Source organism: Saccharothrix longispora (assembly GCF_031455225.1).
In the GTDB taxonomy this organism is placed as follows: domain Bacteria; phylum Actinomycetota; class Actinomycetes; order Mycobacteriales; family Pseudonocardiaceae; genus Actinosynnema; species Actinosynnema longispora.
Genome location: NZ_JAVDSG010000001.1, coordinates 6,538,079 through 6,562,278, shown reverse-complemented (window position 1 = coordinate 6,562,278; position 24,200 = coordinate 6,538,079). Strand labels below are relative to the sequence as shown.

The window sequence follows — 24,200 nt, the reverse complement described above, 5'->3', positions numbered from 1 at the left end:
TCTTCGCCACCCCGGTCACCGCGCCCGAGCCGAACGACTCCGGCGTGTACGGCCCGGTCATGGTCGACGAGCGCGCCGAGGCGGACGAGGCCGACGCCAAGCGCAAGCGCCTGCGCAAGACCGGCCTCATCGCCGCCGCCGCGATCGGCGTGCTGGTCGTCCTCTACGGGCTGGACATCCTGATCTCCTCCGGCAACGTGCCGCGCGGCGTGACCGTCGCGGGCGTGGACGTCGGCGGCATGGGTCACGGCGAAGCCGAGCAGAAGCTGCGCGACGAGATCGGTCCGCGCCTGGCCGCGCCGGTGAAGGCGCGCGCGGGCGACGTGGAGGTCGAGGTCGACCCGAAGGCCGCGGGCCTGGAGCTCGACTGGACGAGGACGCTCGACCAGGCCGGCAGTCAGCCGCTGTCCCCGATCACGCGCCTGACCTCGTTCTTCACCTCGCACGAGGTCGGCTTCGCCACCAAGAACGACGACGCGAAGCTCACCGCCGCGCTGGAGGGCCTGCGCGGCACGACCGACCACGACCCGGCCGAGGGCACGATCCGCTTCGAGGGCGCGAACGCCGTCGCGGTCGACCCGAAGCAGGGGCAGAAGCTCGACGTGCCCGGCGCGTCGGAGGCGATGCTCGCCTCCTGGGCCGACGGCGGCACGGTCGAGCTGCCGGTGGCCACGACCCCGGTGAAGACGACCAAGGAGGGCGTCGAGAAGACGCTGAACGAGGTCGCCAAGCCCGCCGTCGCCGCGCCGGTGATCATCAAGGGCGAGGGCAAGGACGCGACGCTCACGCCCGAGCAGCTCGGCACGGTGCTGGTGTTCGAGCCCGCCGACGACGGCAGCCTGAACGCCAAGGTCGACAACAACAAGGTCGTCGAGCACGCCGGTCCGCAGCTCAAGGAGACCGAGAAGGAGGGCAAGGACGCCGAGATTGTGTTCGAGGGCGGCCGGCCCACCGTCAAGGAGTCGGTCGACGGCCTCGGCGTCGACTGGGAGAAGTCCCTGGCCACCTTCATGGACGTGCTCAAGCGCGGCGACGACCGCGCGATCAAGGCCGAGTACAAGCACACGCCCGCGAAGGTCACCACCGAGCAGGCGAACAAGATGGGCATCAAGGAGGTCATCGGGGAGTTCCAGACCGGTGGCTTCGCGGCCGACTCCGGCACGAACATCCGCGTGGTGGCCGAGAAGGTCAACGGCGCGATCGTGAAGCCGGGCGAGACGTTCAGCCTCAACGGCTACACCGGTCCGCGCGGCACGGCGCAGGGCTACGTCGAGGCGGGCATCATCGAGAACGGCATCCCCGGCCGCGCGGTCGGCGGCGGCATCTCGCAGTTCGCCACGACGCTCTACAACGCCTACTACAACGCGGGCATGAAGGACGCCGGCCACAAGGAGCACAGCTACTGGATCACGCGCTACCCGAAGGGGCGCGAGGCCACCGTGTTCATGGACAACGCCGGCAACAGCCTGATCGACATCAAGTTCACCAACCCGGACGAGACGGGCGTGGCGATCCAGACGATCTGGACCCCCTCGTCGATCAAGATCGTCCTGTGGGGCACCAAGAACTACGACGTGACGGGCTCCACCAGCGCCGAGTTCAACCCGACGCCGCCGCAGGAGAAGAAGGTCACGACCAAGCCGTGCAGCCCGAGCAACGGGGCGCCCGGCTTCTCGGTGACCGACACCCGCACGATCACCGACCGCCGCACGGGCCAGTCGCGCAGCGAGTCGCGGACGGTCCGGTACGACCCGCAGTTCAAGATCATCTGCGAGGGATGACCCCCCGGGTTTCGCCGGTAGCCACGATTGGGTAGTCACCCGATCGTGGCTACCACTGCTTCGGAAGTGCGGAGACATCCCGCCGTCCAGGTCCTCGGGCGCGCCGGGATGGTCTGCTACGGGGTCGTACACGTGCTCTTGGCGGCGTTGACGGCGCAGGTCGTGTTCGGTGACTCCGGTGAGCGCACCGACCAGAAGGGCGCGGTGGCCCTCCTCTCCGAGACCGGCTTCGGCCCGTTCCTGCTGTGGGTCATCGCGATCGGCCTGTTCGCCTTCGCGGTGTGGCAGGTCACCATGGCCGTCTCCGGCTACAGCTGGGAGACCGAGAAGCGCAAGCGCGTCTACCACCGGTTCGGTTCGGTGGGTCGTGCCATCACCGCCACCGCGATCGGCATCGCGGCGGTGAACTACGCGACCGGCTCGTCGCAGAGCAACTCCACCCAGCAGTCCCAGGAGTGGACCGCGAAGTTCCTCGCGCTGCCGTTCGGGCAGGTCATCGTGGGCATCGCGGCGCTGGCGATCATCGCCCTGGGCTTCATGGTGGCGCGCAAGGGCGTGAAGAAGTCCTTCGAGCGCGACCTGGACATGTCCGAGCTGCCCGCGGGCAGCCGCAAGTGGGTCGAGCGCACCGGCCGCATCGGCTGGATCGGCAAGGGCATCGCGTACGCCCTGATCGGCGTCCTGGTCGGCCTGGCCGCGCTCAACGCCGACGCGTCGGAGTCCGGCGGGTTGGACAAGGCGCTGCACACCCTGGCGGCCCAGCCGTACGGGGTCTTCCTGCTGGCCGTGATCGCGCTGGGCTTCCTCGGCTTCGGCGTCTACTGCTTCGCGGCGGCCAAGGCCCACAAGGTCTGACCCGCCGCCAGGTCATCGGGGCCGGCGCCCACCTCCTCCTGGGGCGCCGGCCCCGTGCTGTCACCGGGTCCGTGCTGTCACCGGGTCCGTGCTGTCACCGGGGCCGGGCGCCACCGGTTCCCGGGTGCGCGCCACGGTCGGACGGCACCCGCGGGGCGTCTGGTTGGCCACAACCCGGTCAAGCGGCCTTGCCGGGGTTACTGACAGGTAATACCCTGTTGTTACCGGTCAGTAGGGGACCGCCCCGACCAGCATGGAGTGAGCGACGAGATGGGTCACTACAAGAGCAACGTCCGGGACCTCGAATTCAACCTCTTCGAGGTCTTCAACGTGCAGGACCACCTCGGCACGGGGCCGTTCGAGCAGTCCGACGAGGACACCGCGCGCGGCGTGCTTGCCGAGCTCAACAACCTGGCGGTCGGTCCGCTGGCGGAGTCCTTCGCCGACGCCGACCGCAACCCCCCGGTCTTCGACCCGAAGACCCACTCGGCGACCCTGCCGGAGTCCTTCAAGAAGTCCTACCAGGCGGTCTGGGACGGCGAGTGGTACCGCCTGTCCCTGCCCAACGAGCTGGGCGGCTTCGGCATCCCGCCGTCGGTGCAGTGGGCGGCCTCCGAACTGATCCTGGGCGCCAACCCGGCCGTCTACATGTACCTGGCGGGCCCCAACTTCGCCGCCGTCGTGCACCGCAACGGCACCGAGCAGCAGAAGCGCTGGGCCGAGATCATGATCGAGCGCGGCTGGGGCGCCACCATGGTGCTGACCGAGCCCGACGCCGGCTCCGACGTGGGCGCGGGCCGCACCAAGGCCGTGCTCCAGGAGGACGGCACCTGGCACATCGACGGCGTGAAGCGGTTCATCACGTCCGCCGACCAGGACATGACCGAGAACATCATGCACCTGGTGCTGGCGCGGCCCGAGGGCCCCGGCATCGAGGCGAAGCCCGGCACCAAGGGCCTGTCGCTGTTCCTGGTGCCCAAGTGGCACTTCGACCCGCAGAGCGGCGAGTCGACCGGTGAGCGCAACGGCGCCTTCGTCACCAACGTCGAGCACAAGATGGGCCTCAAGGTCTCGACCACGTGCGAGCTGACGTTCGGCCAGCACGGCGTCCCGGCCAAGGGCTGGCTGCTCGGCGAGGTGCACAACGGCATCGCGCAGATGTTCCAGGTCATCGAGTACGCCCGCATGATGGTCGGCACGAAGGCCATCGCCACGCTGTCCACCGGCTACCTCAACGCCCTGGCCTACGCCAAGGAGCGCGTGCAGAGCGCCGACCTGACCCGCATGACGGACAAGACCGCGCCGCGCGTCACCATCACGAACCACCCGGACGTGCGCCGCAGCCTGATGCTCCAGAAGGCGTACGCCGAGGGCCTGCGCGCGGTCTACCTCTACACCGCGACCCAGCAGGACAAGATCGCCCTGGGCGGCCCCGACAAGGAGCTGGCCGAGAAGGTCAACGACCTGCTCCTGCCGATCGTCAAGGGCGTCGGCTCGGAGCGCGCCTACGAGCAGCTCGCGCAGTCGCTCCAGACCCTGGGCGGCTCGGGCTTCCTCCAGGAGTACCCGATCGAGCAGTACATCCGGGACTCGAAGATCGATTCGCTGTACGAGGGCACCACGGCCATCCAGTCGCTGGACTTCTTCTTCCGGAAGATCATCCGCGACAAGGGCCAGGCGCTGGGCTTCCTCAGCGGCGAGATCCAGGCGTTCCTGGACAACGAGGGCGGCAACGGCCGGCTCAAGGAGGAGCGCGTCCTCCTCAAGCAGGCGCTGGAGGACCTCCAGGGCATGCTCGGCGCGCTGGTCGGGTACCTGACCGGCTCGCAGGAGGACGTGCGCAACCTCTACAAGGTCGGCCAGAACAGCGTCCGCCTGCTGATGACCGCCGGTGACGTGCTGGTCGGCTGGCTGCTGCTGCGCCAGGCCGACGTGGCGCTGGCCAAGCTGGACGGCACCGTGTCGGCGCGCGACAAGGCGTTCTACGAGGGCAAGGTCGCGGTGGCGTCGTTCTTCGCGAAGAGCGTGCTCCCCGAGCTGACCGCGCGCCGCAGGATCGCCGAGACGACCGACAACTCGCTGATGGACGTGGACGAGGCGTCGTTCTGACCTGACCCGAGAGTCCAACGCCCAGGACCCCTGAGTTCTACGTCCAGGTCACCAACCCGGTGGTCGAACGTGGAACTCAGGGGTCCTGGACGTAGAACTCGTCGGACCTGGGCGTTGGACTCCCGGTGGGTCAGCCGGCGGGGTGGGCGTTCGTCCCGCTCGTCAGCAACCCCGCCTGGTAGGCCAGCGACACCGCGTGGGTGCGGTCGCGGGCCCGCAGCTTGCGCAGGATGTTCTTCACGTGCGTGCGCACGGTTTCGACCGACACGTACAGCTCGCCCGCCACGGCCTGGTTCTCCAACCCGTCGGCGATGAGCTGGAGCACCTCGTACTCCCGCCGCGACAGCGACCGCCGCGAACCGGCCTCGGCGGTCGGCGTGAAGCCCGCGGCCAGCGGGGCGAGGGTCGGGTCCACGTACACGCGCTCGGCGTGCGCCCGCACGATCGCCTGCAGCACCTCGCCGATCTCGCCCGCCCGGGGCACGAGGCCGTGCACGCCGGCCGACAGGGCCGCCCGCACGTACTTCGCCGTCCGGTGCGGCTCGCGCACCAGCGAGACGACCACGAGCGCCGGGTCGTTGCCCGCCAGCAGGGTCGCCAGCTGCCCCTGCGGGTCGAGGACCGAGTCGATCAGCAGCACGTCCGGCCGCAGGTGCTCGTGCAGGCGCACGGCCGAGTGCGGGTGGCCGGTCGAGCCGAGCCAGTGCAGGCCGGGCGTGCGCCTGACCACGGCCGCCACCCCTTCGCGGTACAGCGGCACGGGGTCGACCAGGGCGATCCCCGGTCCCGCGGCACGCCGATCGCCACCCGCCGAGGGCGGACGCGCGTTGACACCGGTTCGCATGACCATGCGACACGTTCGGGTGACCCCTATGACGCGGTTCCATGAAAAAACTTCGCGCTCTTCCGCGTCACATACATGAACAAGAGTCACGAATGTGACTCAATGATCTCCTGTGACCTTCCGCACGGGGCAACACCCTCGTAAGACGTACGTCACACACCCATGTGGGGCGTCGCGCACCGCCGCCCGCAAGATCGCGCAGCCACCCCGTGGGCCGGAGCACTCGTGGAGGTCTCATGGGCACCCTCGACTGGGTCGTCGTCGGTGGGTACTTCTTCGTGATGGTGGCCATCGGCTACTGGTCACGCGGGCGGATCAAGAACATCGCGGACTTCTTCACCGCGGGCGGTCGGATGCCGTGGTGGCTCTCCGGCATCTCGCACCACATGTCCGGCTACAGCGCGGTCATGTTCGTGGCCTTCGCCGCCGAGGCGTACCGCCTCGGGCTCACCGTCTACATCTGGTGGGCGCTCACGATCGGCGTCGGCGTGGGCATCGGCGCGTTCCTGTGGGCCGGCACCTGGAACAGGCTGCGCTCCAAGCACGGCGTGAAGTCGCCGCTGGAGTACCTGGCCCGCCGCTACAACGTGCCGACGCAGCAGATCATGGCGTGGGCCGGCGCGGCGCTGAAGGTCGTCGACATCGCCGCCAAGTGGGTCGCCGTCGCGCTGCTGCTCCAGGGCTTCGCGGGCGTGCCGATCTGGCTCGGCATCGCGCTGGTCGGCGTCGTCACGATGGTCTACTCGGTGATGGGCGGCCTGTGGGCCGACGCCCTCACCGACTTCGGCCAGTTCATCATCCAGGGCCTCGCCGGCATCGCCATGTTCGTCGCGGTCGCGGCGCACTTCGGCGGCATCGGCTTCATGTGGGAGATCTGGGACCAGCTGCCCGAGTCGCACTCCGACCCGCTGTCCGGCCAGTACACGATGATCTTCTTCATGGCGCTGTTCCTGATCAAAACGCTGGAGTACAACGGCGGCATGTGGAACCTGGCGCAGCGCTACATGGCCGCGCCGACGGGGGCCGCGGCCAAGCGGTCCGCGCTGCTGTCCAGCTTCCTGTGGCTGGTCTGGCCGCTGATCCTGTTCTTCCCGATGTGGGCGGCGCCGCTGATCGTGCCCGGCATGGAGGCCAACGCCGAGCAGGCGTACGTGGAGATGGGCAAGGCCATGCTCCCCGCGGGCATGGTCGGCCTGGTCCTGGCGGGCTTCTTCTCGCACACCATGGCGATGGTGTCCTCGGACGCCAACGTGATCTCCGCCGTCATCACCCGGGACATGCTGCCCAGGCTGTGGAAGGGGGCGACCAGGCTCGGTGAGGCGTCCCAGCTCAGGCTGGCCCGGATCACCACCTTCCTGTTCATCGGGCTGAGCATGACGATCGCGCTCACCGCCGACACCAAGGGCTTCGTGCTCAAGGTGGTGATCGCCCTGGTGGCGGCCACGATGGGCCCGATCGCGATCCCGCTGATGCTCGGCATGCTGCCGTGGTTCAAGCGGGTCGGGCCGACCGCGGCGATGAGCTCCACCATCGGCGGCCTGCTGACGTGGGCCGTGCTGTACGTGATGCAGCTGAACAAGAGCGAGTTCGTCACGCAGGCGGTGATCGTGTCCTGGCCGCTGCTCGTGTCGCTGGTGCTGTACCTGCTCATCGGCCTGGTGATCAAGCCGGAGCCGTCGGCGGACCGGGCGGCGCTCGTCGACTCGCTCCAGTCCGACGACGAGCGCGAGCCCGTGCGCGCCTGATCTGTGTGAAGCACCACCTCCGCTGTGCGGGTGCCGTCGCGCACCCGCACAGCGGGGGGATGGGTGCCTGGCAGCCGCGGGACGAGGCCGAGTCGCACGCCGGGTGGCGGCTCTGGATGGCGCTGAGCACGCGCGTCTGGCCGGCGCCGGATTGGGACGGCGTGCCGTCGACCGCCGTGCGCGGACTGGCCGACCTGCTCGCCGAGTGCGCGGACATCCGCGGCACCTACCCCGGCGACCCGCTGGCGGCCGTGCTGCGGCTGGTCGACTCCGTGGTGTTCGTGGTGAGCCTGCCCGTGGACCTGTGGCGCGACGACCACGTGCCGGTCGACGCGGACCGGGCCGCGCTGCTGCACAGCGACCTCGCGGGCGTGGTCGAGCACGCCGCGTCGGTGCGGGCGCTGCTCGCCGTCGGCGGCGGGTGGGCCGAGCTGGAGGCCAGGTAGCCAGGGCCTGTGGTGGTCGTCGCACCCACGAACCCTTCCGCCCCGAGTAATATGGGCACTAATGATTAGTGCACTAAACGTCGAAGACCCGCTCGACCTGGAGCGGCAGGTCTGCTTCGCGCTGTCCATCGCGTCGCGGAACGTGGTCGCGCTCTACCGCCCGCTGCTCGACCCGATGAACCTGACGCATCCCCAGTACCTGGTGATGCTCGCCCTGTGGGGTCGGGCCCCCCTGTCGGTGAAGGAGTTGAGCCGGATGCTGGCGCTCGAACCCGCCACGCTGTCCCCGCTGCTCAAGCGGCTGGAGGCGGTCGGCTACGTGACCCGGTCGCGCGACGCGGCCGACGAGCGGATGCTGGCCGTGGCGCTGACCCCGGAGGGCGCGGCGCTGCGCGAGCGGGCCCTGGAGATCCCGCCCGCGATCGTGGCGAAGCTCGGCATGTCCCTGGACGAGCTGCGCGACCTGCACGGCGTGCTGACGCGCGTCATCGCCGCCGCGGAGCGCAGGTGAAGCCCGGGCTGCCGCTGCGGGCCTGGTACCTGCTCGGCGGACGACTGCCCCAGCGCCACCGCGAGTGGGTCTTCCAGCAGGCGACCAAGCCGTCGTGGCTGCTCTGGTTCGGCATGCGGATGTTCCTCCAGGTCCTGCCGCTGACCATCGCGATCACCCTGGCCCTGGTGCTGGGCCTCGGCTCGCCGTGGCCGCTGGCCGTCGCGTGCGGCTCGCTCGGCCTGATCGTGGGCGTCTACTTCGGCGTGTCGTACGCGATCGAGAGCACCGACCACCGGATGACCAAGTACGGCTACCCGCGCGGCGCGGCGGCCGAGGTGCGGCGCGCGCGGGCCGAGCGCGACCAGGAGCGCTACCGGGCGGTCTGGCGCACGACGGAAAACGGGTCCTGACCGGACGCGGCCTCGGCTAGCGTGCCCGTCGTGGAAGCGGTGGCACGGGCGTTCGACCTCGGCGCGGTGCTCGACCACGTCCCGGTACCGGGGGGCGCGTCGCACCTGGTGTGGCGGCTGCGCACGACCCGGGGCACGTGGGCCGTCAAGCGCCTGAACCGCTCGCACGAGCAGTGGTGGGTGGACGCCTACCTCGTGTCCGCGTCCATCCAGCTGGACGCGTGGTCGCGCGGCCTGCCCATGCCGCGCCCCGTGCGCCCGCCCGTCGAGTCCGCGCCGCTGCTCGCCGACGTGGACGGGCGCAGCTGGCTGGCGCACGAGTGGCACGACCCCGTGCCGCCGTCGCCCGTGCCGGCCTGGGCGGGCACGACGCTGGCCGCGCTGCACGCCCTGCCCGCCGGCGGGACGCCCAACCGGCGACCACACCCCGTCGACGAGTGGCTGACGTGGCTCGACGAGGCCCCCGGTCCGCTCACCGACGCCGTCCGCGCCCACCTGCCCGACATCGCCGAGGCCGTCGCGCTGGTCGAGGCGTGCGACACGACCGCCCTCACCCCCGTCCGCACGCACGGCGACGTGAAACCGGACAACGTCCTGCACACCGCATCGGGCCCGCTCCTGGTCGACTGGGACGGCGCGGCCGAGGACCACGCGGAGTGGGAGGTCACCCGCTCGGCCCTGGCGTTCGCCGACCTGACCGACCGCGCCGCCTTCACCACCGTCGTCGAGGCGTACGAGTCGGCGGGCGGCCGCCGACCCCCGGCGGACGCCTCCTCGTTCGCGGGCCTCCTGCTCGTCTGCCTGGGCGGCGCCGCGTGGATGCTGTGGCGGGCGCTGGGTCACCGCCCCGTGACCCCCGCCGAACGCGCCGCGGCCGGCCCGCACTCCCTGCGGCTGCTGGCGGACCTGCGCACGGCGCTGGCCTCCCTGCCCGAGTGGACGACCTGGCTGCGCTAATCGCGCGGCACCACCACGACCTGGTGCTCGTCCTCGTAGACGACCCGGCCGGGGTCGGAGGACTCGACCCGCTCCCACCCGATGCCGTGCGCGGTCAGGATCTCCAGGTAGCCGTCGATCCGCTCGACCAGGTGGCGCGCCCCGTCGACCTTGAACCAGGCCACCGCACCGGGGTTGACCTCCCGGTCGAACACGGTCGGGTCGACGTGCGACGGCGTCACGTAGGCCGCGTCATACCAGTCGTTGGCGACCCGCCGGAACCGCTCCTGCTCGTCCGTCAGCAGCCCTTCCCGCGCCAGCCCGTTGACCAGCATGAAGATCCCGGGGAAGAACCCGCGTTCGTGGCGTTCCGTGCCCTGGAAGCGCAAGTAGGTCGTCACGGGCTCGACGCCTCGCGGCAGTCCGACGGCACCGCGGCAGCGGTCTCGCGCACGTGATCCCCCTCGGATCGACACGACGGAGGCCCGGGTCGACCCGGGCCTCCGTGATCACGAGCGGGGACGGCGCGAGCCGATCAGGTCGGCGGGGTCGAACGTGACGGTTCCACCGCCGGGAACGTCGACGGTGCCGGTGGCACCGCCTTGGAGCGTCACGGTTTCCACGTACACGCCCTGGTCCAACCTGTAGCAGTAGATGACCGGCCCACCTTCACGACCGACTTCCACCCGCCAGAAGGCAGGCACTCCGGCGGCAGCGAACGCGGCGGGCTTCTCCAACCGATCACGGCGCGCGGTCGACGGGCTGACCACCTCGACCGCGAGCGCCACCAGTGCGACCTCGACGGCGGTGGTCTCCACCAGTTCCGTGCACACCACCACGTCCGGGATGTAACCCAGTCCGGGGGCCACGCGCACGCCAACCGCCGTCACCGCTTCCATGCCGCCGTCGGCGACCGCGTCGTCCAGCAACCGGCAGAGCCGATCCGCGACGCGTTGGTGCGCGACAGCCGGGGCCGCGCTCACCACGAACCGCCCGTCGACCAGTTCGACGCGGTGGCCCTCCGCAGGCTCAAGGCGCTCCCAATCTTCCAACGTGTAGCCGTCCAAGCGGCGTGCACTGGTCATGGGTGGCCTCCGAGGCGCTGCTGCCGGTGAGCCCGTCTCGCGCAGGAGGAAGATCCGTCGACCTGGTGCACGAGCCTACCGAGTGCGCCCGCGCATCCGGGAAGGGCTCGCGTCCCGGGTGAACCGGGCCAGGTGCGGACCACCTCCGCTCGCGCGGGGCGGACCCCAAGCAACGATACGGCAGAGGTGGGATTCGTCCCACCTGCGAGGGGAAGCGGGGCAGCGCCCGAACACGACGAAGGCCCAGCTCAACCGGCTTACCGGCGCTGACCTGGGCCTTCGACTCGCTGAGCACCTGACGGGACAACTGTCAAACTCCGACGTGCAACGTAGAGTGACGAGTGCCGCACGCTCCGCAGTGCTGCGAGGCGCTGACGAGCAAGATCAACATCAAGACCAAGATCAACAACTGTGTGCCTGCGGGTGCGGTGAAACCGCACTCCCAGGTCGTACCTTCATCAACAAAGACCACCAGCGACTATGGCTTAGCGCTGGCGGTATGCGCTCCCTGACGGGTGACCGTTGGGAGCTTCGACCAACCTAAATAGCTGATCGTCAGATCGGTTCTACCTGCCCGTCTACGTTCATGTAGGCGGGCTTTTCCTGTTAGGCACGCTTTGGCATATAATGATCTTCGTAACCTGCGAGATGCCATGCCGAACCAACCAGTCTCAGGCGACAACACTAAGCCTAAGAAGACCAACACGCGAGAGCTGGTTGAGGCTATGGTTGAGGTCGCCGTAAGCGAGCAAAAAGAGGCGCGCGCTCGACTTAAGGCGCTAGGCGCTCGTCTTGCGCCTGATGAGCGGGTGCCGATGTGTGGCGGTTCCGGGTATAACCATGACTGGCAAGTGTCGCCGGAAGGGTTCGCCCTTTGCCTTGGCTGTGGTGCGATAGTGGGCGGCCCAAAGGCTGAGGATCAGGGCTAGGCGTCAAATGGCTAAGCTGAGCCAAGTTTCGCCTTTGTCTATTTAGGACCACCAAATGTAAGAAACTCAAACTACTGAGGAAATACCTTAGTAAAGCCAAAAGCCCACCGCAGAAGCGGTGGGCTTTTGCGCTCTCCTCGTCGGCCTGCTGCGGCAGGACCGTAGTAATGGCATGGTTGTCGCCTCGCTCCCGCTGGTGGGCTCAGCGCGGTCCGCCTGACCACCTCGGGCGGTTGCTTGATCTTGCTGCGATCACAAGCGGGCGGCGGGTTGGTGCGGCCTGGTGATGTTGAACCGGCCTATCAGTGCAGCTAGCCCGCTCGTGGAGCCAGGCACACTTAATAGCCCACTTGCTTCAAGTGGGTCGCTATACAAGGAGTGTCGGCCCTTCGTCCTGCCGCGTTAGCACGTTCACCCGATCGGGTGATGCGCCCACCTGGAATTGTCGCTCTACGCTATGAGGCGGCACCAGCGGTCGCGGCGAAGCCGGACCCTGTGGCCTACAAGTTAACGCACCAATTATTTAGGAGTTGCCTATGACATCGAACAATTGGAGCTGGTCTCGTGTCGTACTTGAAACCTGGTATTACGGGCACAGTCGTAGCTGTGGACGTGTTCAACGTCATGCATCGGGGCTGGCCCGAAGGTGAGCCGCTTAGTATCGACCATCTAGAGGTTGCGCTTGGTTCTCTAGGGGAATGGCTTGAGCGGCGAGGTATTACACCATGTGACCTCCGGTTGGTGTCAGACCCGCATTGGCGGAAGAGGCTCCAGCCGGATGATATCTCCAAGTTCGAGAGTTGGATTAGATTCGGCAAGATTCGTGTCGCACCACCCAGTCAAAAGGCCGACCCGATCGTATTGGGCATTGCGAAAGATTGTGGCGGGATTGTGGTTTCCGATGACCGGTACACCGAATGGTACTGTCACGGCCACGAGTGGCTCCTGTTCCAGTCGGGTCGCAGTGTCGTGCCGTCTAAAGACCCACTGAAACCGTGGTGGGTCTGGAAGTGGACGGATTACCGGAGGAAACGCTGGTTGTACTATGGGCGGCCTGACCCGGATTTTGGACGGGTGATGAACCTTGCACACTTGCGCGAGATTGAGGAAGTGACCGGGTTCAACTTCCAAGACTCGCAGTGGCCCAGTGATGGCGGCCCAGTGGGCTTTCATCATATGGCGAGAGGTCTAGCCGTGAAAACTGTCCATAAAGTGCGTGAGCGCGCTAATGCGCTCGGGATACCGGATGGCCTTTCTACGTTCTTGACCGACGCACAGGTCAGACGCATTTGGAACGACTTCGACCCTCGCGGTCGAAGGTCAACCCCGTGGCGAAATGCGGCCTAACTATTGATTTATTAAGCCGATTAGTTCATAGTGGGCAGAACGGCTCTCTCCGTTCGGTCTGGGCCATTGGCGTACGCCAACGCCAGTGGCCCGTACCGAACTAAAAGGGAGAGCTATAATGCGCCACTTGCGCTTGATTATCTCCAGTCCGGTTGAAGACGTCCGCTCGCTACAGCAAGTTGAAGATGATTTGGAAAAGGCGGGCATCGACAACCTAGCGCGTGAGCTGCTCTGTGCCCTGGATGCCGATTGCTATCGGCCGTCGTACTTGGAAATCGCGCGTATGTGGCTGAAATTGCGACGCGCAGTACCCGACATGGCGAGAATGGCTGCATCGGATCATCGGTCTGCCATATTTTGGTGCAGTGAGCTTGGCACTGTCTACGAGAATTTCGACCCGACTATTGAGGTTCCGTGGGACTGTCTCGCTATCCCAGATGAAGGCCGCACTATGGAATTCACCTGGAGAGCTGAGGAAAGATTTGCTCACCTTAAGCAGCTCCTAGAACTTGCTACCGCGGTCGGTCTGACCTCATAACTTACCGCCCAGGGCCTCGGCTCTGAGCGGTTTTTCGTTAGTTATTATTTCTCCACGAGGTCGAGGATATGTAACCCGAGTGACCTCGTGGTAAAGGGTCGTAAGCACCGAAGTGCCTACGACCCTTATGCGCCGGTTAGGACGCGCTAGTTGCTACCTGCGCTTGCCGCCAGGCTTCCACGATGTTCTGTGGCACCCGGCCCTTCTCGCTGATCTCATGACCGTTCTTGATCGCCCAAGCACGCACGATGGCTGGGTCGATCTCGTCCAGAATGACGGTTGCATTGATGGCGGTCTGCGTGCTGCCGTTCGACAGTACCCTCCGACCGGCATCCTTTGCGGGAACCGTCCTTGAGACAGTGATGTAGGGAGCGAGCGCCTTGCGGAACTTCGCGGCATTTTCTTCGGACAGGTCAACTTCTAGTGGCTTGTCACGCAGCCTTGGCCGGGTAATGGGTCCAGGTGCGGATGGGTGAGTCGGTGGCGAAACCGGTCTTGGGCCGGGCTCGGGCGTTGCGCCAGCGGATGAACGAGCCGATGGCGGCGTTCTGCTCGGCGTGGGTGCGGTGGTCGGTGCCGTTGAGGGCGAAGTAGCGCAGGGCGGCAACTCCGCCTCGATCCAGTTCAACCAGCTGGAGTAGGTCGGCAGGAACACCAGTTCGGCGTCGTTGTCGGCGGCCCAGTCGCGGACGTCGGGGTGCCGGTGCGGGGAGAAGTTGTCCATGACCAGGTAGAGCCGCTGACCGGGCCACCGGGCGCGCAGCGTCTTGAGCAGGTCGAGGAACTCGGCGTGGCGCTTGCGACGCCGGATCCGATAGTGGATCTTCCCCGTGGTCAGGTCGAGTGCGGCGAGCATGTGCATCACGCCGTGGTGGCGGTTGTAGGTCGCCCGTAATCGGCGGGGTGACCCGGCGGGTCGCCAGGCCTTGCCCTTGCGCGGCATCAGGTTGAGCGGTCCGAACTCGTCGACGCAGATCACGCGCCCGTCGTGGGGCGGCTGGTCGTAGAGGTCCAGGATCCGGTGCATTTTGGAGAGGAAGTCCGGGTCGGTGGAGGCCTTCCAGGTGGTGGTGGTCTGCCAGGAGACGCCTGCGTCGCGCAGGATGCGCCGCAGCGTCTCCCGGCTGACCGCGGCGACGGTGCCGCGGTCGAGCAGGTGCTCGCGCAGCTTCGCGAGAGACCAGGTGGAGAACGCGGTGATGCCCCAGTCGGCGGGCGCAGTGCGGGCGATCAGGCAGATCCGTTCACGGATCGCCTCACCGATCGTCCGACTCCGCCCGCCGCTCCATTTTGGGTCCAGCGCCGCGAACCCCCGATCGTTGAAGGCGTGGATCACGTCACGGACGTAGTCCTCGCTGACCTGCATCAACGAGGTGATGTCCCGGACCGCCTGGCCCTGGCCGGACATCAGCACCACGATCGCCCGCCTCAGCCGCACCGGGTCCTTCGCGGTCCTGGTGATCCGCTGGAGCTTCCGGCCTTCCTCCATCGATAAGGGCCTTACGAACACACTCGGACGACGAGCCACGACCACCTCCCGCACTCGACATGCGGGACCAGCCTGGCCGATCAACCCAGCTGATCGATTACCGGGTCAACCCTCCGAGACGCACCACTAGATACTGACCGTCGTACAGGTAGAGGATGGTTTCAGCGGCCTCACTGGTTCCATCCAGATCGTCGAGAGTTACGACTTTACGTGCCATTGCATTCCCTCCAATGGTTCGTTTGCTGGCGGCCGTGATCGTTTTTAACCCATAGTTTGAGGCTGTGCAAGCATTAGCATGATTGAAATCGCAACTTTCGCGTATGCGCTTACGTTGTTTAAGGCTTTGTGAAGCCAAAAGCTGAAATCAAAAAATCTTCAAAATTCCTGATCTGAAACAAAACGCTTATGGCGTCATTTTGTGGCTGTGCCTGACTTGCGCTGGCGGTAACAGCAGTAGGGGCGTACCGTCTGTGTATGAGCGCTCAATCACAACAGGGCGGACCGACGTCGTTGGAGTCCTACACCTTTGTGATTCAACACAACGATGGTCAGCCGCAGTCGGTCACACTGCGCCCACAAAAGGGAGAACTGAACTTCGCGTTCGGCACGCCCGAACGGCGAGCGGCTATCTGGAAGGTGGCCGTTGCACGCAAGGGTGAGGTCTACGTCATGGAGCGGTCTACTGGCCAGCTCCTCAAGACGAGCTTGCACAAGAGTGGTGATTGGCGCGTCCAGTGGATCGCAGGCAACCCGACGGGGCACCCCGTTGTGGCGGATGCCATCGAGAAGATGGGCACTCGTATCATCGACCAGTGGGAGCGACCAGTCCCGAAGTTTGAGGGCTATACGCCTGCGTTCGCCATCATGACGTCTGGCGATCAAATCATGACGGCCGATCCTGGGGCGATACCTAAGCGGGACATGGTTTGGCTGTCGCCACCCGAGGTTGATGAGGTCGGGTTTATCATGCTTGCCTACATGAAACCGACCGGACAGACGATCGAGCTTAAGGGCTACCTGCCGCTAGCCGCCTTCATGATGGATACTGGCGAGGTAGTCATGATCATGGCAGCAAAGCGAACCATGAAGCCCGACGAAGCCAGGTCGTTGATACAACTTCGAGAACGACTGGACGAGGCGCGCGATCAGTTGATAGCGGCTGGCAAGTACAATGATCGACAGACGCGCGCTCTTGTGGTGGGTGCTCAATCAGAGGAAGGCATCAGGTATCTCGTCGATGCGCGAATGTCACGGCTGTGAGGACTTCCGGATGACTTTCTTCCGTGGGGAAGAGGTAAGACGGAGGTAGGCGCTACCGACGAGCGTGAAGAACACCCCAAAAGCTAATAGGGACATAGGTACGGCGGACTTGTGCCAAACAAAGTAGACGTAGGCGCTAGGGAGTAGTATGCCAAGTCCCATCACCAGGGAGCTTATGCCTATCATTTTGTCGGCTCGCTTTGAATGTCCTCGTTCCGATGCAACCCATCCAGCTATGAGCAGGCCAAAGCCGCCGACCAGTCCGATCAATAATATGGCGACGAGAATCAGGCCGGGGTTGGCTGGTAGGACTTTGAAGCCAACGCCAAGCAGGTAGATAATCGCTGCTGCGATCAGGTTCGCCAGTACGTTTACCGCGACGCTCTGCGCAAACTGCTTCATAGATCGCTGGCCTGTACTCTGTGTCGGCTGCTCCATGAGTCACCCATCTGTTGAGTTTGCTTGCCGCTCTGTCGGTTATTAGTCCGTGCTTGTTACAGAGCGCCCGCAGCCGCCCCACTGGTCCCACGCCTTGTGTGGCCGCTGGCCCAGCGGCACGCTCAGTTCGTGACCAACCGCAGCATCACGCTCAAGCTGCCACCCGACCTTTCGGCCGCCCGCTTCGCGGCCATCGCGCATACCGTGTTGAGCGTGCTCGACCCGGTGGGCCTGGCGCGCCTCGCCTTGGTGGTGGACGAGCTGGCGACCGCCGATGAGCTGAACCGGGCGCTGGTCACGTACGGCGAGCACGACCCTCGGGGGCGGTAGTCGGCGTAACCCTTGATCTCGGTAGCAGCGATAACCCGGTTATCAGGAGGGTCGCCATGCAGGGACCGCGCGCACCGTTCGTCAAGTTGGTCACGTACCGGCACCGGGAGTACGTCACCTGGCTAGTAGACCGTCGCATCTAACCTTTGGGGTATAGGTGGCGGAGTTTGACGCGTGCGTCGTCGGTGGTGAACTGCCAGTCGACTCCCCGCTGGTTGGCGTTGGTGGCGTGTTGCCAGGCGGCGAGTTCGGCGTTGAGGGTGTCGAGGTCGCTGATGCGGCGGTCGAGGCATTGCCGGGACAGTGCGGACAGTTCGATCTCGACGATGTTGAGCCAGGACCCGTGTTTGGGGGTGTGGTGGATCTCCAGGCGCTGGGCCAGGGCGAAGGCCTCGCCGGGTTCGAAGGCCTCGTAGAGCGAGGCGATGCCGTGGGTGTTGAGGTTGTCCATGACCAGTACCACGGTCTCGGCGTCGGGATAGTCCACGGTCAGCAGGTGTTTGACCTGCCCTGCCCAGTCGATCTTGGTGCGCTGGGCCAGGGCGTGCACGCGGCGCCATCCGCGTAAGGGCTCGGCCCACACGAAGATCGAGCAGGTGCCGCACCGGGCGTATTCGCTGTCCTCGCGGGCATCCTTGCCCGGCCGGGCCGGCAGCGGGTCGCGGACCTGGCCGAGGAGCTGGAAGGGTTTCTCGTCCATGCACACCACGGGACGGGCGGGGTCGTGCGGCCGGGCGTAGACGGCGAGGACGTCCTCCATGCGGGCGGCGAACTCGGCGTTGGCCCGCGGCGGGATGTTCCAGGACTTCCTCAGATGAGGACGCAGTTCCGTTTTTCAAAACCCGGCCGATGGTCGAGTGGTCCAGGTCCGGGATGTCCTCGGTGAGCTGGACGTGTTTCTCCAGCAGTCGCAACGACCACCGGGCATACCCCTCCGGCGGCGCCGAGCACGCCAGGGCAATCAGCCGGGCCTCCACCTCCCCGGTCACCGGGGACGGCACCGGCGGAAGGTCGCGCTTCTTGCGCGAGATCGTGGCCAGGACATCGCCGCCGGTCTCGGCGAACCGCCTGGCGACCAGCCGCAGCGTCTCGCCCGAGACCCCGAGCCGCGCCGCGACCACTTCCTTCGAACCAGGCTCGCCTGCCGAGGTGTCCAGCGCGAGCAGCACCCGGGCCCGCATGATCGACGACGCCGGATGCACACCCGTCGTGGTCCACCGGATCAACTCCTCACGATCCCGTGCCGACAGCCTGACCGGCCGCTTCAAATGCGATACCACCACACCAGTCCTTGTCCGGCAGGGGAAAGGGACCTGCCGGACAACAGCCTCCCAGCCGCAAGCGCCACAACTAAGCAGCGACACGCTACTAGTTGGTGCGCTGGGTCCATGCCTCGAAGGGCTGGACATGACCTTGGCTGTGTTGGCTGATGAGCGGCCGATCTTGCAGGACGTTGCTGCTCCTCGGGAGTTCCGGTTCTCGGACCCGAACCCGTTGACTTCGACCACCTTCGCCCGGTCGGTGTTCCGGGATCTGCCCGCGTTCGTGGGTGCGGTGGTGGAGGAGCGGTTGGGCCTGTGCGCGGGTGAGTGGGACGTGTTGGTGGAGGACGGGGAGGTCTACGACTTCGTCGGCCCGGACGAGGTGTTCTGGGTGGGTCGGACCACGTCGGGGTGGTGGTCACGTCAGTTCCGGCCCTCCGGCGGTGAGGTCGTGACGGTCAGCGACCTGGGCGACGTGGAGGCGTGGGTCTGATGACGACCGCCGCTCTGGTGTCTCGCTTGTCCACGGAGGACGAGCGGTTGACGAACCTGTTGCGCTCCAACGGTTACCGGTCGTGGCGGCGTCGGGTGGAGTCGGTGCACGGCTGCGCCCGACCGGTCCGGCTGACCGGCTCGACCCGCGTGGAGCACACCTCGGCCGGTGTGGTGCTGGACGGGTTCGAGGGGTCGTTGTTGGTGCCGTGCGGCAACCGACGTGAGGCGGTGTGCGAGCCCTGCTCGGCGCGCTACGCCTCCGACACCTTCCACCTGGTGCGCTCCGGCCTGACCGGGGGCAAGGGTGTGCCGGAGTCGGTGGCGGGGCATGTGCGGGTGTTCGCCACGCTGACCCCGCCGTCGTTCGGCAAGGTCCACAACCAGCCCCGTACCCGCTCCGGCAAGGCGCGGCGGTGCGGGTGCGGGGAGTTCCACCACGACGCGGACACCCGACTCGGAACCCCTCTCGACCCGACCACCTACGACTACGTGGGCGCGGTGTTGTGGCAGGCGCACGCCTCCGAGCTGTGGCGACGATTCACCATCACCACCGCCCGCCACCTGGCCGACGCACTCGGCATCCGGCGTGGAGAGCTGCGCGACCATCTCCGCATCTCCTACGCGAAGGTCGCGGAGTACCAGCGGCGTGGCCTGGTGCACTTCCACGCCGTCATCCGCGTGGACGGCCCCGACGGGCCAGGCTCACCGGCGCCGGTCGCCGTGACGCCGGAGCTGCTGTGCGCGGTGGTGCGCTCCGCGGCTGCCTCCGTCGCGGTCACCACCAAGGACAGCGACGCCGTGGGACAGCACACGCTGACCTGGGGTGAGCAGGTCGACGCCGAACCCATCGCCGCCCACGAGACCGACGACGTGGACGCGGTGGTGCACGACCGCAAGGTGGCTGGCTACATCGCCAAGTACGCCACCAAGGGCACCGGCGCGACCTCGGGGGTGGACTCCCGTATCAAGCGTGAGGAGTCCATCGCCGGGTTGGACGTCTCCGAGCACCACAAGGCCATGATCTCCACCGCCTGGCGGCTCGGCGGCCTGCCCGAGTTCGCTGCGCTGAACCTGCGCAAGTGGGCGCACATGCTCGGCTTCCGGGGCCACTTCCTGACCAAGTCCCGCCGCTACTCCGTCACCTTCACCGCCCTCCGGACGGCACGCGCGGAGCACCGGTTCGCCGAACAGCTCGACCGCCTCGGCGTCACCGACAGCTCGACCGTGCTCGTGGTCAACGACTGGGCCATGACCGGAGTCGGCTACCGCACCGACGCCGAACGCGAACTCGCCGCAGCCATCGCATCCCGCAAACTCACCCGCCGCACCGGGGAGGAGACCCCAGCATGAACCCCTTCGACCCCGTCCCCGGCCCGAACAACCCGTTCGACCTGCCCTCGGAGGGCGACCCGTACGACGGCCCGGAAGTCGAGATCGACCCGCGTGCCTCCCTGTTCACGCTGACCGAGGTGGCCTTCCTGCTCGACCTGAGCATCGGCGTCACCACCGAGTACCTGACCAACGGGACCATCCCCGGTACCCAGGTCGGCGGCTACTGGTTCAGCGCGCGAACCGACCTCAAGACCTGGTGGGACAACCTCCCCCGCGAAGGCGGTGCGTGGTGAAGCAGACGACCAGCGGCGAGCACTACTCGGTGCCGGAAGCGGCGGCCTACCTGAACACGTCCATCCGGTTCGTCCGGCGGCTGATCGCGGACCGGCGCATCACGTTCTACAAGCTCGGTCGGCACGTGCGGTTCAAGCGGGCTGATCTGGAGGCGTTCGTCCAGGCGGGCAGGGTCGAGCCGATCACGGCTGACTCGGTCCTGCGCGACCTGCGGAGGGCTGTCTGATGGCGCGCAAGAACGGTCGTCGGCGGTTCGGCTGGGTCCGCAAGCTGCCCTCGGGACGCTTCCAGGCGAGCTACCTCGGGCCTGACGGTCAGCGGCACAACGCACCTGACACCTTCGCGGGCGAACGAGACGCGGACCGGTGGTTGGTCCAGGTCGAGAGCGTGATCATGCGCCACGAGTGGATGAACCCCAACCGGGCCAAGGTGTCGGTCCAGGAGTACGCGGAACGCTGGATCGCGGAGCGCCCCGGCCTGCGTCCCCGCACGGTGCACCTGTACGGGTGGCTGTTGACCAAGTACGTCACGCCGCACCTCGGCGCGGTCCAGCTCGGTCAGCTCGACACGCCCATGATCAGGCAGTGGCGGGCGCGGCTGCTCGCTGCGGGCGTCTCGGAGTCGATGACCGCCAAGGCGTACCGGCTGCTGCGGGCCGTGCTAATGACGGCGGCGAACGAGGACCGGATCATCCCGCGCAACCCGTGCCAGGTGCGCGGCGCTGGCTCGGAGAACCCGGACGAACGGCCGGTGCTGACCGTGGCCCAGGTGTTCGAGCTGGCCTCGCGCATGGCTGACCGGCGGTACCGGGCCTTCGTGCTCCTGGCGGCGTTCGCCACGCTCCGGTGGGGCGAGATCACCGCTCTGCGGCGGATGGACATCGCGCCGGACGCCAGTGCGGTTCGCGTCGCCGGGGCGTTCGTGGAGCTGCCCGGCCGGGGCCTGGTCTACGGCCCGCCCAAGTCACGGGCCGGACTGCGGTCGGTGGCGCTCCCGGAAGCGATCAGGGCTGACCTGCTCGCTCACCTGGACGAGTTCACCGCCTCGGCTCCCGATGCCTGGGTGTTCACAGGGCAGCGCGGTAACCCGCTCCGGCGGGGCGACTTCAACCCGCGCACCGGGTGGAAGAAGGCGGTCGCCGATCTCGGCGTGCCTCACCTGCACTTCCACGACCTCCGGCACACCGGGAACACGCTCGCAGCTCGCACCAAGGCCAGCACCAAGGACCTGATGGCGCGCATGGGGCATGACAGCCCTCGGGCGGCGTTGATCTACCAGCACGCGACCACGGAGGCGTCCCGGGAGATCGCGGCCGGTCTCAGCGGCCTGGTCGAGCGCGAGCGCGGCGGCGGCAAGGACGACGATGACGGCTCCGCCGGGGTCCTGGTCCCGGTCGGCTGACAGCACGTGGACAGCACGGTGACGCTCTAGCCCGAACACGCCGAAGGCCCAGGTCAACCGGGAGAACCGGCTCTGACCTGGGCCTTCGACTACTGAGCGGGTGACGGGAATCGAACCCGCCTCTACAGCTTGGGAAGCTGTCGTTCTACCAATGAACTACACCCGCCTGCGGTGCGTCACCGATCATACACAAGCACCCCGGCGGGGCGTACCGCGTCTCCCCACCTAGGCTGTCGCCGTGCTGTTGAGCGACCGCGACCTGCGCAAGGAAGTCGACTCCGGACGTCTCGTCCTGGAGCCGTTCGACGACGTCATGGTGCAGCCGTCCAGCATCGACGTCCGCCTGGACCGGTTCTTCCGGGTCTTCAACAACACCCGGTACACGCACATCGACCCCTCGGTCCAGCAGGACGACCTGACCTCGCTGGTCGAGCCCGTGGACGACGAGCCGTTCGTGCTGCACCCCGGCGAGTTCGTGCTCGGCTCCACGTTCGAGCTGGTCACCCTGCCGGACGACCTGGCGGGCCGGTTGGAGGGCAAGTCCTCCCTCGGTCGCCTGGGGCTGCTGACGCACTCGACGGCGGGCTTCATCGACCCCGGCTTCTCCGGCCACATCACGCTGGAGCTGTCGAACGTCGCCAACCTGCCGATCACGCTGTGGCCGGGCATGAAGATCGGGCAGCTCTGCCTGTTCCGGCTGAGCAGCGCGGCCGAGTTCCCGTACGGCTCGCAGCAGGCCGGGTCGCGCTACCAGGGCCAGCGCGGCCCGACGCCGTCGCGCGCCCACCTGAACTTCCACCGCTCCCCGACGGAGCGCTAGAGCTCCAGGTCGCCGTACCCGGCCGGCGCGCGCCCGTTCCAGCTCGGCGGCGTTCGGGGAGTCGTCGAAGTCCAGCACGAACGCGATGGCCGGGTTCACCACCAGGCCCGCGCCCGCCCGCTCGCAGCGCTGTGACCGGGGTCTCGAAACGAACACCGCTCGCATCGCGACGACAAGGTGGAGCATTCGATCTTCGGGGGGATTCCACGTGTCGAGCAGGACCAGACGAGCAGCAGCCGCCTGCCTAGCCCTGGGCGCGGTCGTCCTGGGCGCCGTCCCGGCGAACGCGCAGGAGGGCACCGCCACCGTCGAGGGCCGCGTGTGGTTCGACCGCGACGCGGACGGCGCGCCCGAGGCGGGCGAGCCGCCCCTCGTGTGGGCGAGCAGGACCGTGGTCCAGGTCTTCGACGAGGGCACCAAGCAGTGGCTCGGCGAGTCCACCACGGACGCCGATGGCCGCTACCGGATCAGCGGCCTGCCCGCCGGCACGGGGTTCGCGATCTACAACCGCACCGCTTCCCACTACGAGCCCACCACCCCCGACTCGCTGCACGACGTCGGGGGCGGCACCTACGACTTCGGCGTGCGCGGCGGCACGCTCACCGGCTCGGTGTTCGTCGACAGCGACCGCGACGGGGTGAAGCAGCCCCACGAGAAGGCCGTGACCGGCGGCGACACCGTCGCGCTGTTCCACGGCGACGAGGCGGTGGTGGTCCTGCCCGCGCCGGAGTGGCGCGAGGACGGCACGTACGCGTACCACGACCTCGCCTTCGGCAGGCACGTGCTGCGCGCGCAGGACCGGTGGCCCGACTTCAAGATCGCCCCGACCGCGGGTGAGCACGACGTGGACCCGACGACCCGGCAGAGGTGGTTCGACGTCGTCGAGGCCGACGCCCACCGCGCCGACGTCCGCTACACCCGACCGGACGCGGACTTCGCCGTGGACGGGGTCCGCCTGGAGCCCGCGCGCGAAGCCCACCGGATCGGCGACGAGGTGACCCTGGTCGCGTCGGTCACCAACCGCGGCGAGGCGGCCGACCTGCCGGACTTCACGGTGTTCGGCGACGTCCCGGAGTTCGTCCGCGCGAGCGACAACCTGGAGGTCACGGACCCGATGGGCATCGAGTTCGGGTTGCGCGAGCCGCTGGAGGTGGGCGAGACCACCGAGGTCCGCCTGACCTACCGGCTCGACGACCCGGCGATCGAGCGGATCCACCTGTTCGTTCGGCCGGTGAGCAGGCTCGGGCGGGTCGACGTGAACGCCGGGGACAACCACGCGATCGTGTCCCTGGCGTACCTGCCCGGCGAGACGGCGACCACCACCCCCACCACACCGGGGCCCGGTGCGACGGGGTCGCCCGCGCCCGGCGGCACGACCACCCCCGGGGCCGCGGCGATCGTGGCGGCGACCGGCGGCAGCGGGTTGGCGAGCACGGGCGCGGCGCCGCTCGGGATCGCCCTGACGGGCCTCCTGCTGCTCGGGGGCGGTGCGCTGGTCCTCCTGGCGGCACGCCGCCGCCGTCGCGCCTGACCCGTTCGGACGGCCGCCACCGCTAGCCTG

24 protein-coding genes, 1 tRNA gene and 1 pseudogene are annotated in these 24,200 nt (G+C 67.5%); 18 read left to right on the top strand and 8 right to left on the bottom strand.

All coding sequences use genetic code 11. The features are described from left to right. Positions 1-59 precede the first annotated feature (59 nt). The 3 genes from J2S66_RS28095 to J2S66_RS28085 all read left to right on the top strand — a co-directional run bounded on the left by J2S66_RS28095 (position 60) and on the right by J2S66_RS28085 (position 4,745). Complete coding sequence (locus J2S66_RS28095) at positions 60-1,781, top strand: VanW family protein (protein WP_310315129.1); 1,722 nt, start codon at positions 60-62, stop codon at positions 1,779-1,781. Between the two features lie 108 nt (positions 1,782-1,889). Continuing rightward, positions 1,890-2,636: a DUF1206 domain-containing protein gene (locus J2S66_RS28090; protein WP_310315125.1), complete on the top strand. Its 747-nt coding sequence runs from the start codon at positions 1,890-1,892 to the stop codon at positions 2,634-2,636. Positions 2,637-2,906: 270 nt separating this feature from the next. Beyond that, a complete protein-coding gene (locus J2S66_RS28085) occupies positions 2,907-4,745 on the top strand; it encodes an acyl-CoA dehydrogenase (protein ID WP_310310297.1) in 1,839 nt (612 codons plus the stop codon). A gap of 130 nt (positions 4,746-4,875) precedes the next feature. On the opposite strand, the gene J2S66_RS28080 is transcribed toward J2S66_RS28085, so the two are convergent. Beyond that, positions 4,876-5,505, bottom strand: a complete 630-nt coding sequence (locus J2S66_RS28080; RefSeq protein ID WP_374726218.1) for a LuxR C-terminal-related transcriptional regulator — start codon at positions 5,503-5,505, stop codon at positions 4,876-4,878. 320 nt (positions 5,506-5,825) lie between these two features. On the opposite strand from J2S66_RS28080, the gene J2S66_RS28075 reads away from it, so the two are divergent. From J2S66_RS28075 to J2S66_RS28055, 5 genes are all read left to right on the top strand, one after another. Continuing rightward, complete coding sequence (locus J2S66_RS28075; protein WP_310310293.1) at positions 5,826-7,334, top strand: sodium:solute symporter family protein; 1,509 nt, start codon at positions 5,826-5,828, stop codon at positions 7,332-7,334. 59 nt (positions 7,335-7,393) lie between these two features. Then, on the top strand, positions 7,394-7,780 hold the full coding sequence (locus J2S66_RS28070; protein ID WP_310310291.1) for a hypothetical protein: 387 nt from the start codon (positions 7,394-7,396) through the stop codon (positions 7,778-7,780). A 61-nt stretch (positions 7,781-7,841) separates the two neighbouring features. Beyond that, positions 7,842-8,291 carry a MarR family winged helix-turn-helix transcriptional regulator gene (locus tag J2S66_RS28065; RefSeq protein WP_310310290.1) on the top strand — a complete coding sequence of 150 codons (450 nt, stop codon included), beginning with the start codon at positions 7,842-7,844 and terminating at the stop codon, positions 8,289-8,291. Then, the gene (locus J2S66_RS28060) at positions 8,288-8,683 is read left to right on the top strand and encodes a DUF5313 family protein (protein ID WP_310310288.1); all 396 of its coding nucleotides are present in this window, start codon (positions 8,288-8,290) and stop codon (positions 8,681-8,683) included. Before J2S66_RS28065 ends, J2S66_RS28060 begins: the two co-directional genes overlap by 4 nt. A 30-nt stretch (positions 8,684-8,713) precedes the next feature. Continuing rightward, positions 8,714-9,640: an aminoglycoside phosphotransferase family protein gene (locus J2S66_RS28055; protein ID WP_310310286.1), complete on the top strand. Its 927-nt coding sequence runs from the start codon at positions 8,714-8,716 to the stop codon at positions 9,638-9,640. Here the strand turns inward: J2S66_RS28055 and J2S66_RS28050 are convergent. Further along, the gene (locus J2S66_RS28050) at positions 9,637-10,020 is read right to left on the bottom strand and encodes a hypothetical protein (protein WP_310310284.1); all 384 of its coding nucleotides are present in this window, start codon (positions 10,018-10,020) and stop codon (positions 9,637-9,639) included. The genes J2S66_RS28055 and J2S66_RS28050 overlap by 4 nt on opposite strands. 108 nt (positions 10,021-10,128) lie before the next feature. Beyond that, positions 10,129-10,704, bottom strand: coding sequence for a Uma2 family endonuclease (locus J2S66_RS28045; protein ID WP_310310281.1), 576 nt, complete (start codon positions 10,702-10,704; stop codon positions 10,129-10,131). A 2,403-nt stretch (positions 10,705-13,107) separates the two neighbouring features. Between J2S66_RS28045 and J2S66_RS28040 the strand changes: the two genes are divergently transcribed. Continuing rightward, the gene (locus J2S66_RS28040) at positions 13,108-13,518 is read left to right on the top strand and encodes a hypothetical protein (protein ID WP_310310279.1); all 411 of its coding nucleotides are present in this window, start codon (positions 13,108-13,110) and stop codon (positions 13,516-13,518) included. A 136-nt stretch (positions 13,519-13,654) separates the two neighbouring features. Here the strand turns inward: J2S66_RS28040 and J2S66_RS28035 are convergent, their stop codons facing one another. Further along, positions 13,655-15,007 (bottom strand): IS630 family transposase, encoded by a 1,353-nt coding sequence (locus tag J2S66_RS28035; protein WP_310310278.1) that lies wholly within the window; start codon positions 15,005-15,007, stop codon positions 13,655-13,657. A 474-nt stretch (positions 15,008-15,481) separates the two neighbouring features. Between J2S66_RS28035 and J2S66_RS28030 the strand changes: the two genes are divergently transcribed. Next, positions 15,482-16,267 (top strand): hypothetical protein, encoded by a 786-nt coding sequence (locus tag J2S66_RS28030; RefSeq protein WP_310310276.1) that lies wholly within the window; start codon positions 15,482-15,484, stop codon positions 16,265-16,267. On the opposite strand, the gene J2S66_RS28025 is transcribed toward J2S66_RS28030, so the two are convergent. Continuing rightward, entirely contained in the window at positions 16,256-16,669 is a 414-nt protein-coding gene (locus J2S66_RS28025) for a hypothetical protein (protein ID WP_310310274.1), read from the bottom strand. The two genes, J2S66_RS28030 and J2S66_RS28025, sit on opposite strands and share 12 nt — an antisense overlap. A gap of 165 nt (positions 16,670-16,834) precedes the next feature. Between J2S66_RS28025 and J2S66_RS28020 the strand changes: the two genes are divergently transcribed. Next, positions 16,835-17,035, top strand: coding sequence for a hypothetical protein (locus J2S66_RS28020; RefSeq protein ID WP_310310272.1), 201 nt, complete (start codon positions 16,835-16,837; stop codon positions 17,033-17,035). Between the two features lie 139 nt (positions 17,036-17,174). Here the strand turns inward: J2S66_RS28020 and J2S66_RS28015 are convergent, their stop codons facing one another. Both J2S66_RS28015 and J2S66_RS37215 read right to left on the bottom strand, forming a co-directional pair. Then, positions 17,175-17,831, bottom strand: a complete 657-nt coding sequence (locus J2S66_RS28015) for an IS630 family transposase (protein WP_310315122.1) — start codon at positions 17,829-17,831, stop codon at positions 17,175-17,177. A gap of 100 nt (positions 17,832-17,931) precedes the next feature. Then, a pseudogene (locus tag J2S66_RS37215) lies at positions 17,932-18,156 on the bottom strand (helix-turn-helix domain-containing protein); the annotation flags it as partial. On the opposite strand from J2S66_RS37215, the gene J2S66_RS28010 reads away from it, so the two are divergent. Genes J2S66_RS28010 through J2S66_RS27990 form a run of 5 tightly spaced genes read left to right on the top strand, consistent with a single transcriptional unit; the run spans position 18,056 to position 21,819 of the window. After that, positions 18,056-18,790, top strand: coding sequence for a hypothetical protein (locus J2S66_RS28010; RefSeq protein ID WP_310310270.1), 735 nt, complete (start codon positions 18,056-18,058; stop codon positions 18,788-18,790). The pseudogene J2S66_RS37215 and the gene J2S66_RS28010 sit on opposite strands and share 101 nt — an antisense overlap. Before the next feature lie 17 nt (positions 18,791-18,807). Continuing rightward, positions 18,808-20,142 carry a replication initiator gene (locus J2S66_RS28005; RefSeq protein WP_310315119.1) on the top strand — a complete coding sequence of 445 codons (1,335 nt, stop codon included), beginning with the start codon at positions 18,808-18,810 and terminating at the stop codon, positions 20,140-20,142. Then, positions 20,139-20,417, top strand: coding sequence for a MerR family transcriptional regulator (locus J2S66_RS28000; protein ID WP_310310268.1), 279 nt, complete (start codon positions 20,139-20,141; stop codon positions 20,415-20,417). The genes J2S66_RS28005 and J2S66_RS28000 overlap by 4 nt, the downstream gene beginning before the upstream one ends. Continuing rightward, positions 20,414-20,644, top strand: coding sequence for a helix-turn-helix domain-containing protein (locus J2S66_RS27995; protein WP_310310266.1), 231 nt, complete (start codon positions 20,414-20,416; stop codon positions 20,642-20,644). The genes J2S66_RS28000 and J2S66_RS27995 overlap by 4 nt, the downstream gene beginning before the upstream one ends. Then, positions 20,644-21,819, top strand: a complete 1,176-nt coding sequence (locus tag J2S66_RS27990; RefSeq protein WP_310310264.1) for a tyrosine-type recombinase/integrase — start codon at positions 20,644-20,646, stop codon at positions 21,817-21,819. The genes J2S66_RS27995 and J2S66_RS27990 overlap by 1 nt, the downstream gene beginning before the upstream one ends. Before the next feature lie 95 nt (positions 21,820-21,914). Here J2S66_RS27990 and J2S66_RS27985 read toward each other — a convergent pair. Then, positions 21,915-21,985 (bottom strand) — tRNA-Gly (locus J2S66_RS27985). A gap of 72 nt (positions 21,986-22,057) precedes the next feature. Between J2S66_RS27985 and dcd the strand changes: the two genes are divergently transcribed. Further along, positions 22,058-22,639, top strand: coding sequence for a dCTP deaminase (gene dcd / locus J2S66_RS27980; protein ID WP_310310262.1), 582 nt, complete (start codon positions 22,058-22,060; stop codon positions 22,637-22,639). A 208-nt stretch (positions 22,640-22,847) separates the two neighbouring features. Further along, a complete protein-coding gene (locus J2S66_RS27975) occupies positions 22,848-24,170 on the top strand; it encodes a hypothetical protein (RefSeq protein WP_310310260.1) in 1,323 nt (440 codons plus the stop codon). The last annotated feature ends 30 nt before the right edge of the window (positions 24,171-24,200 follow it).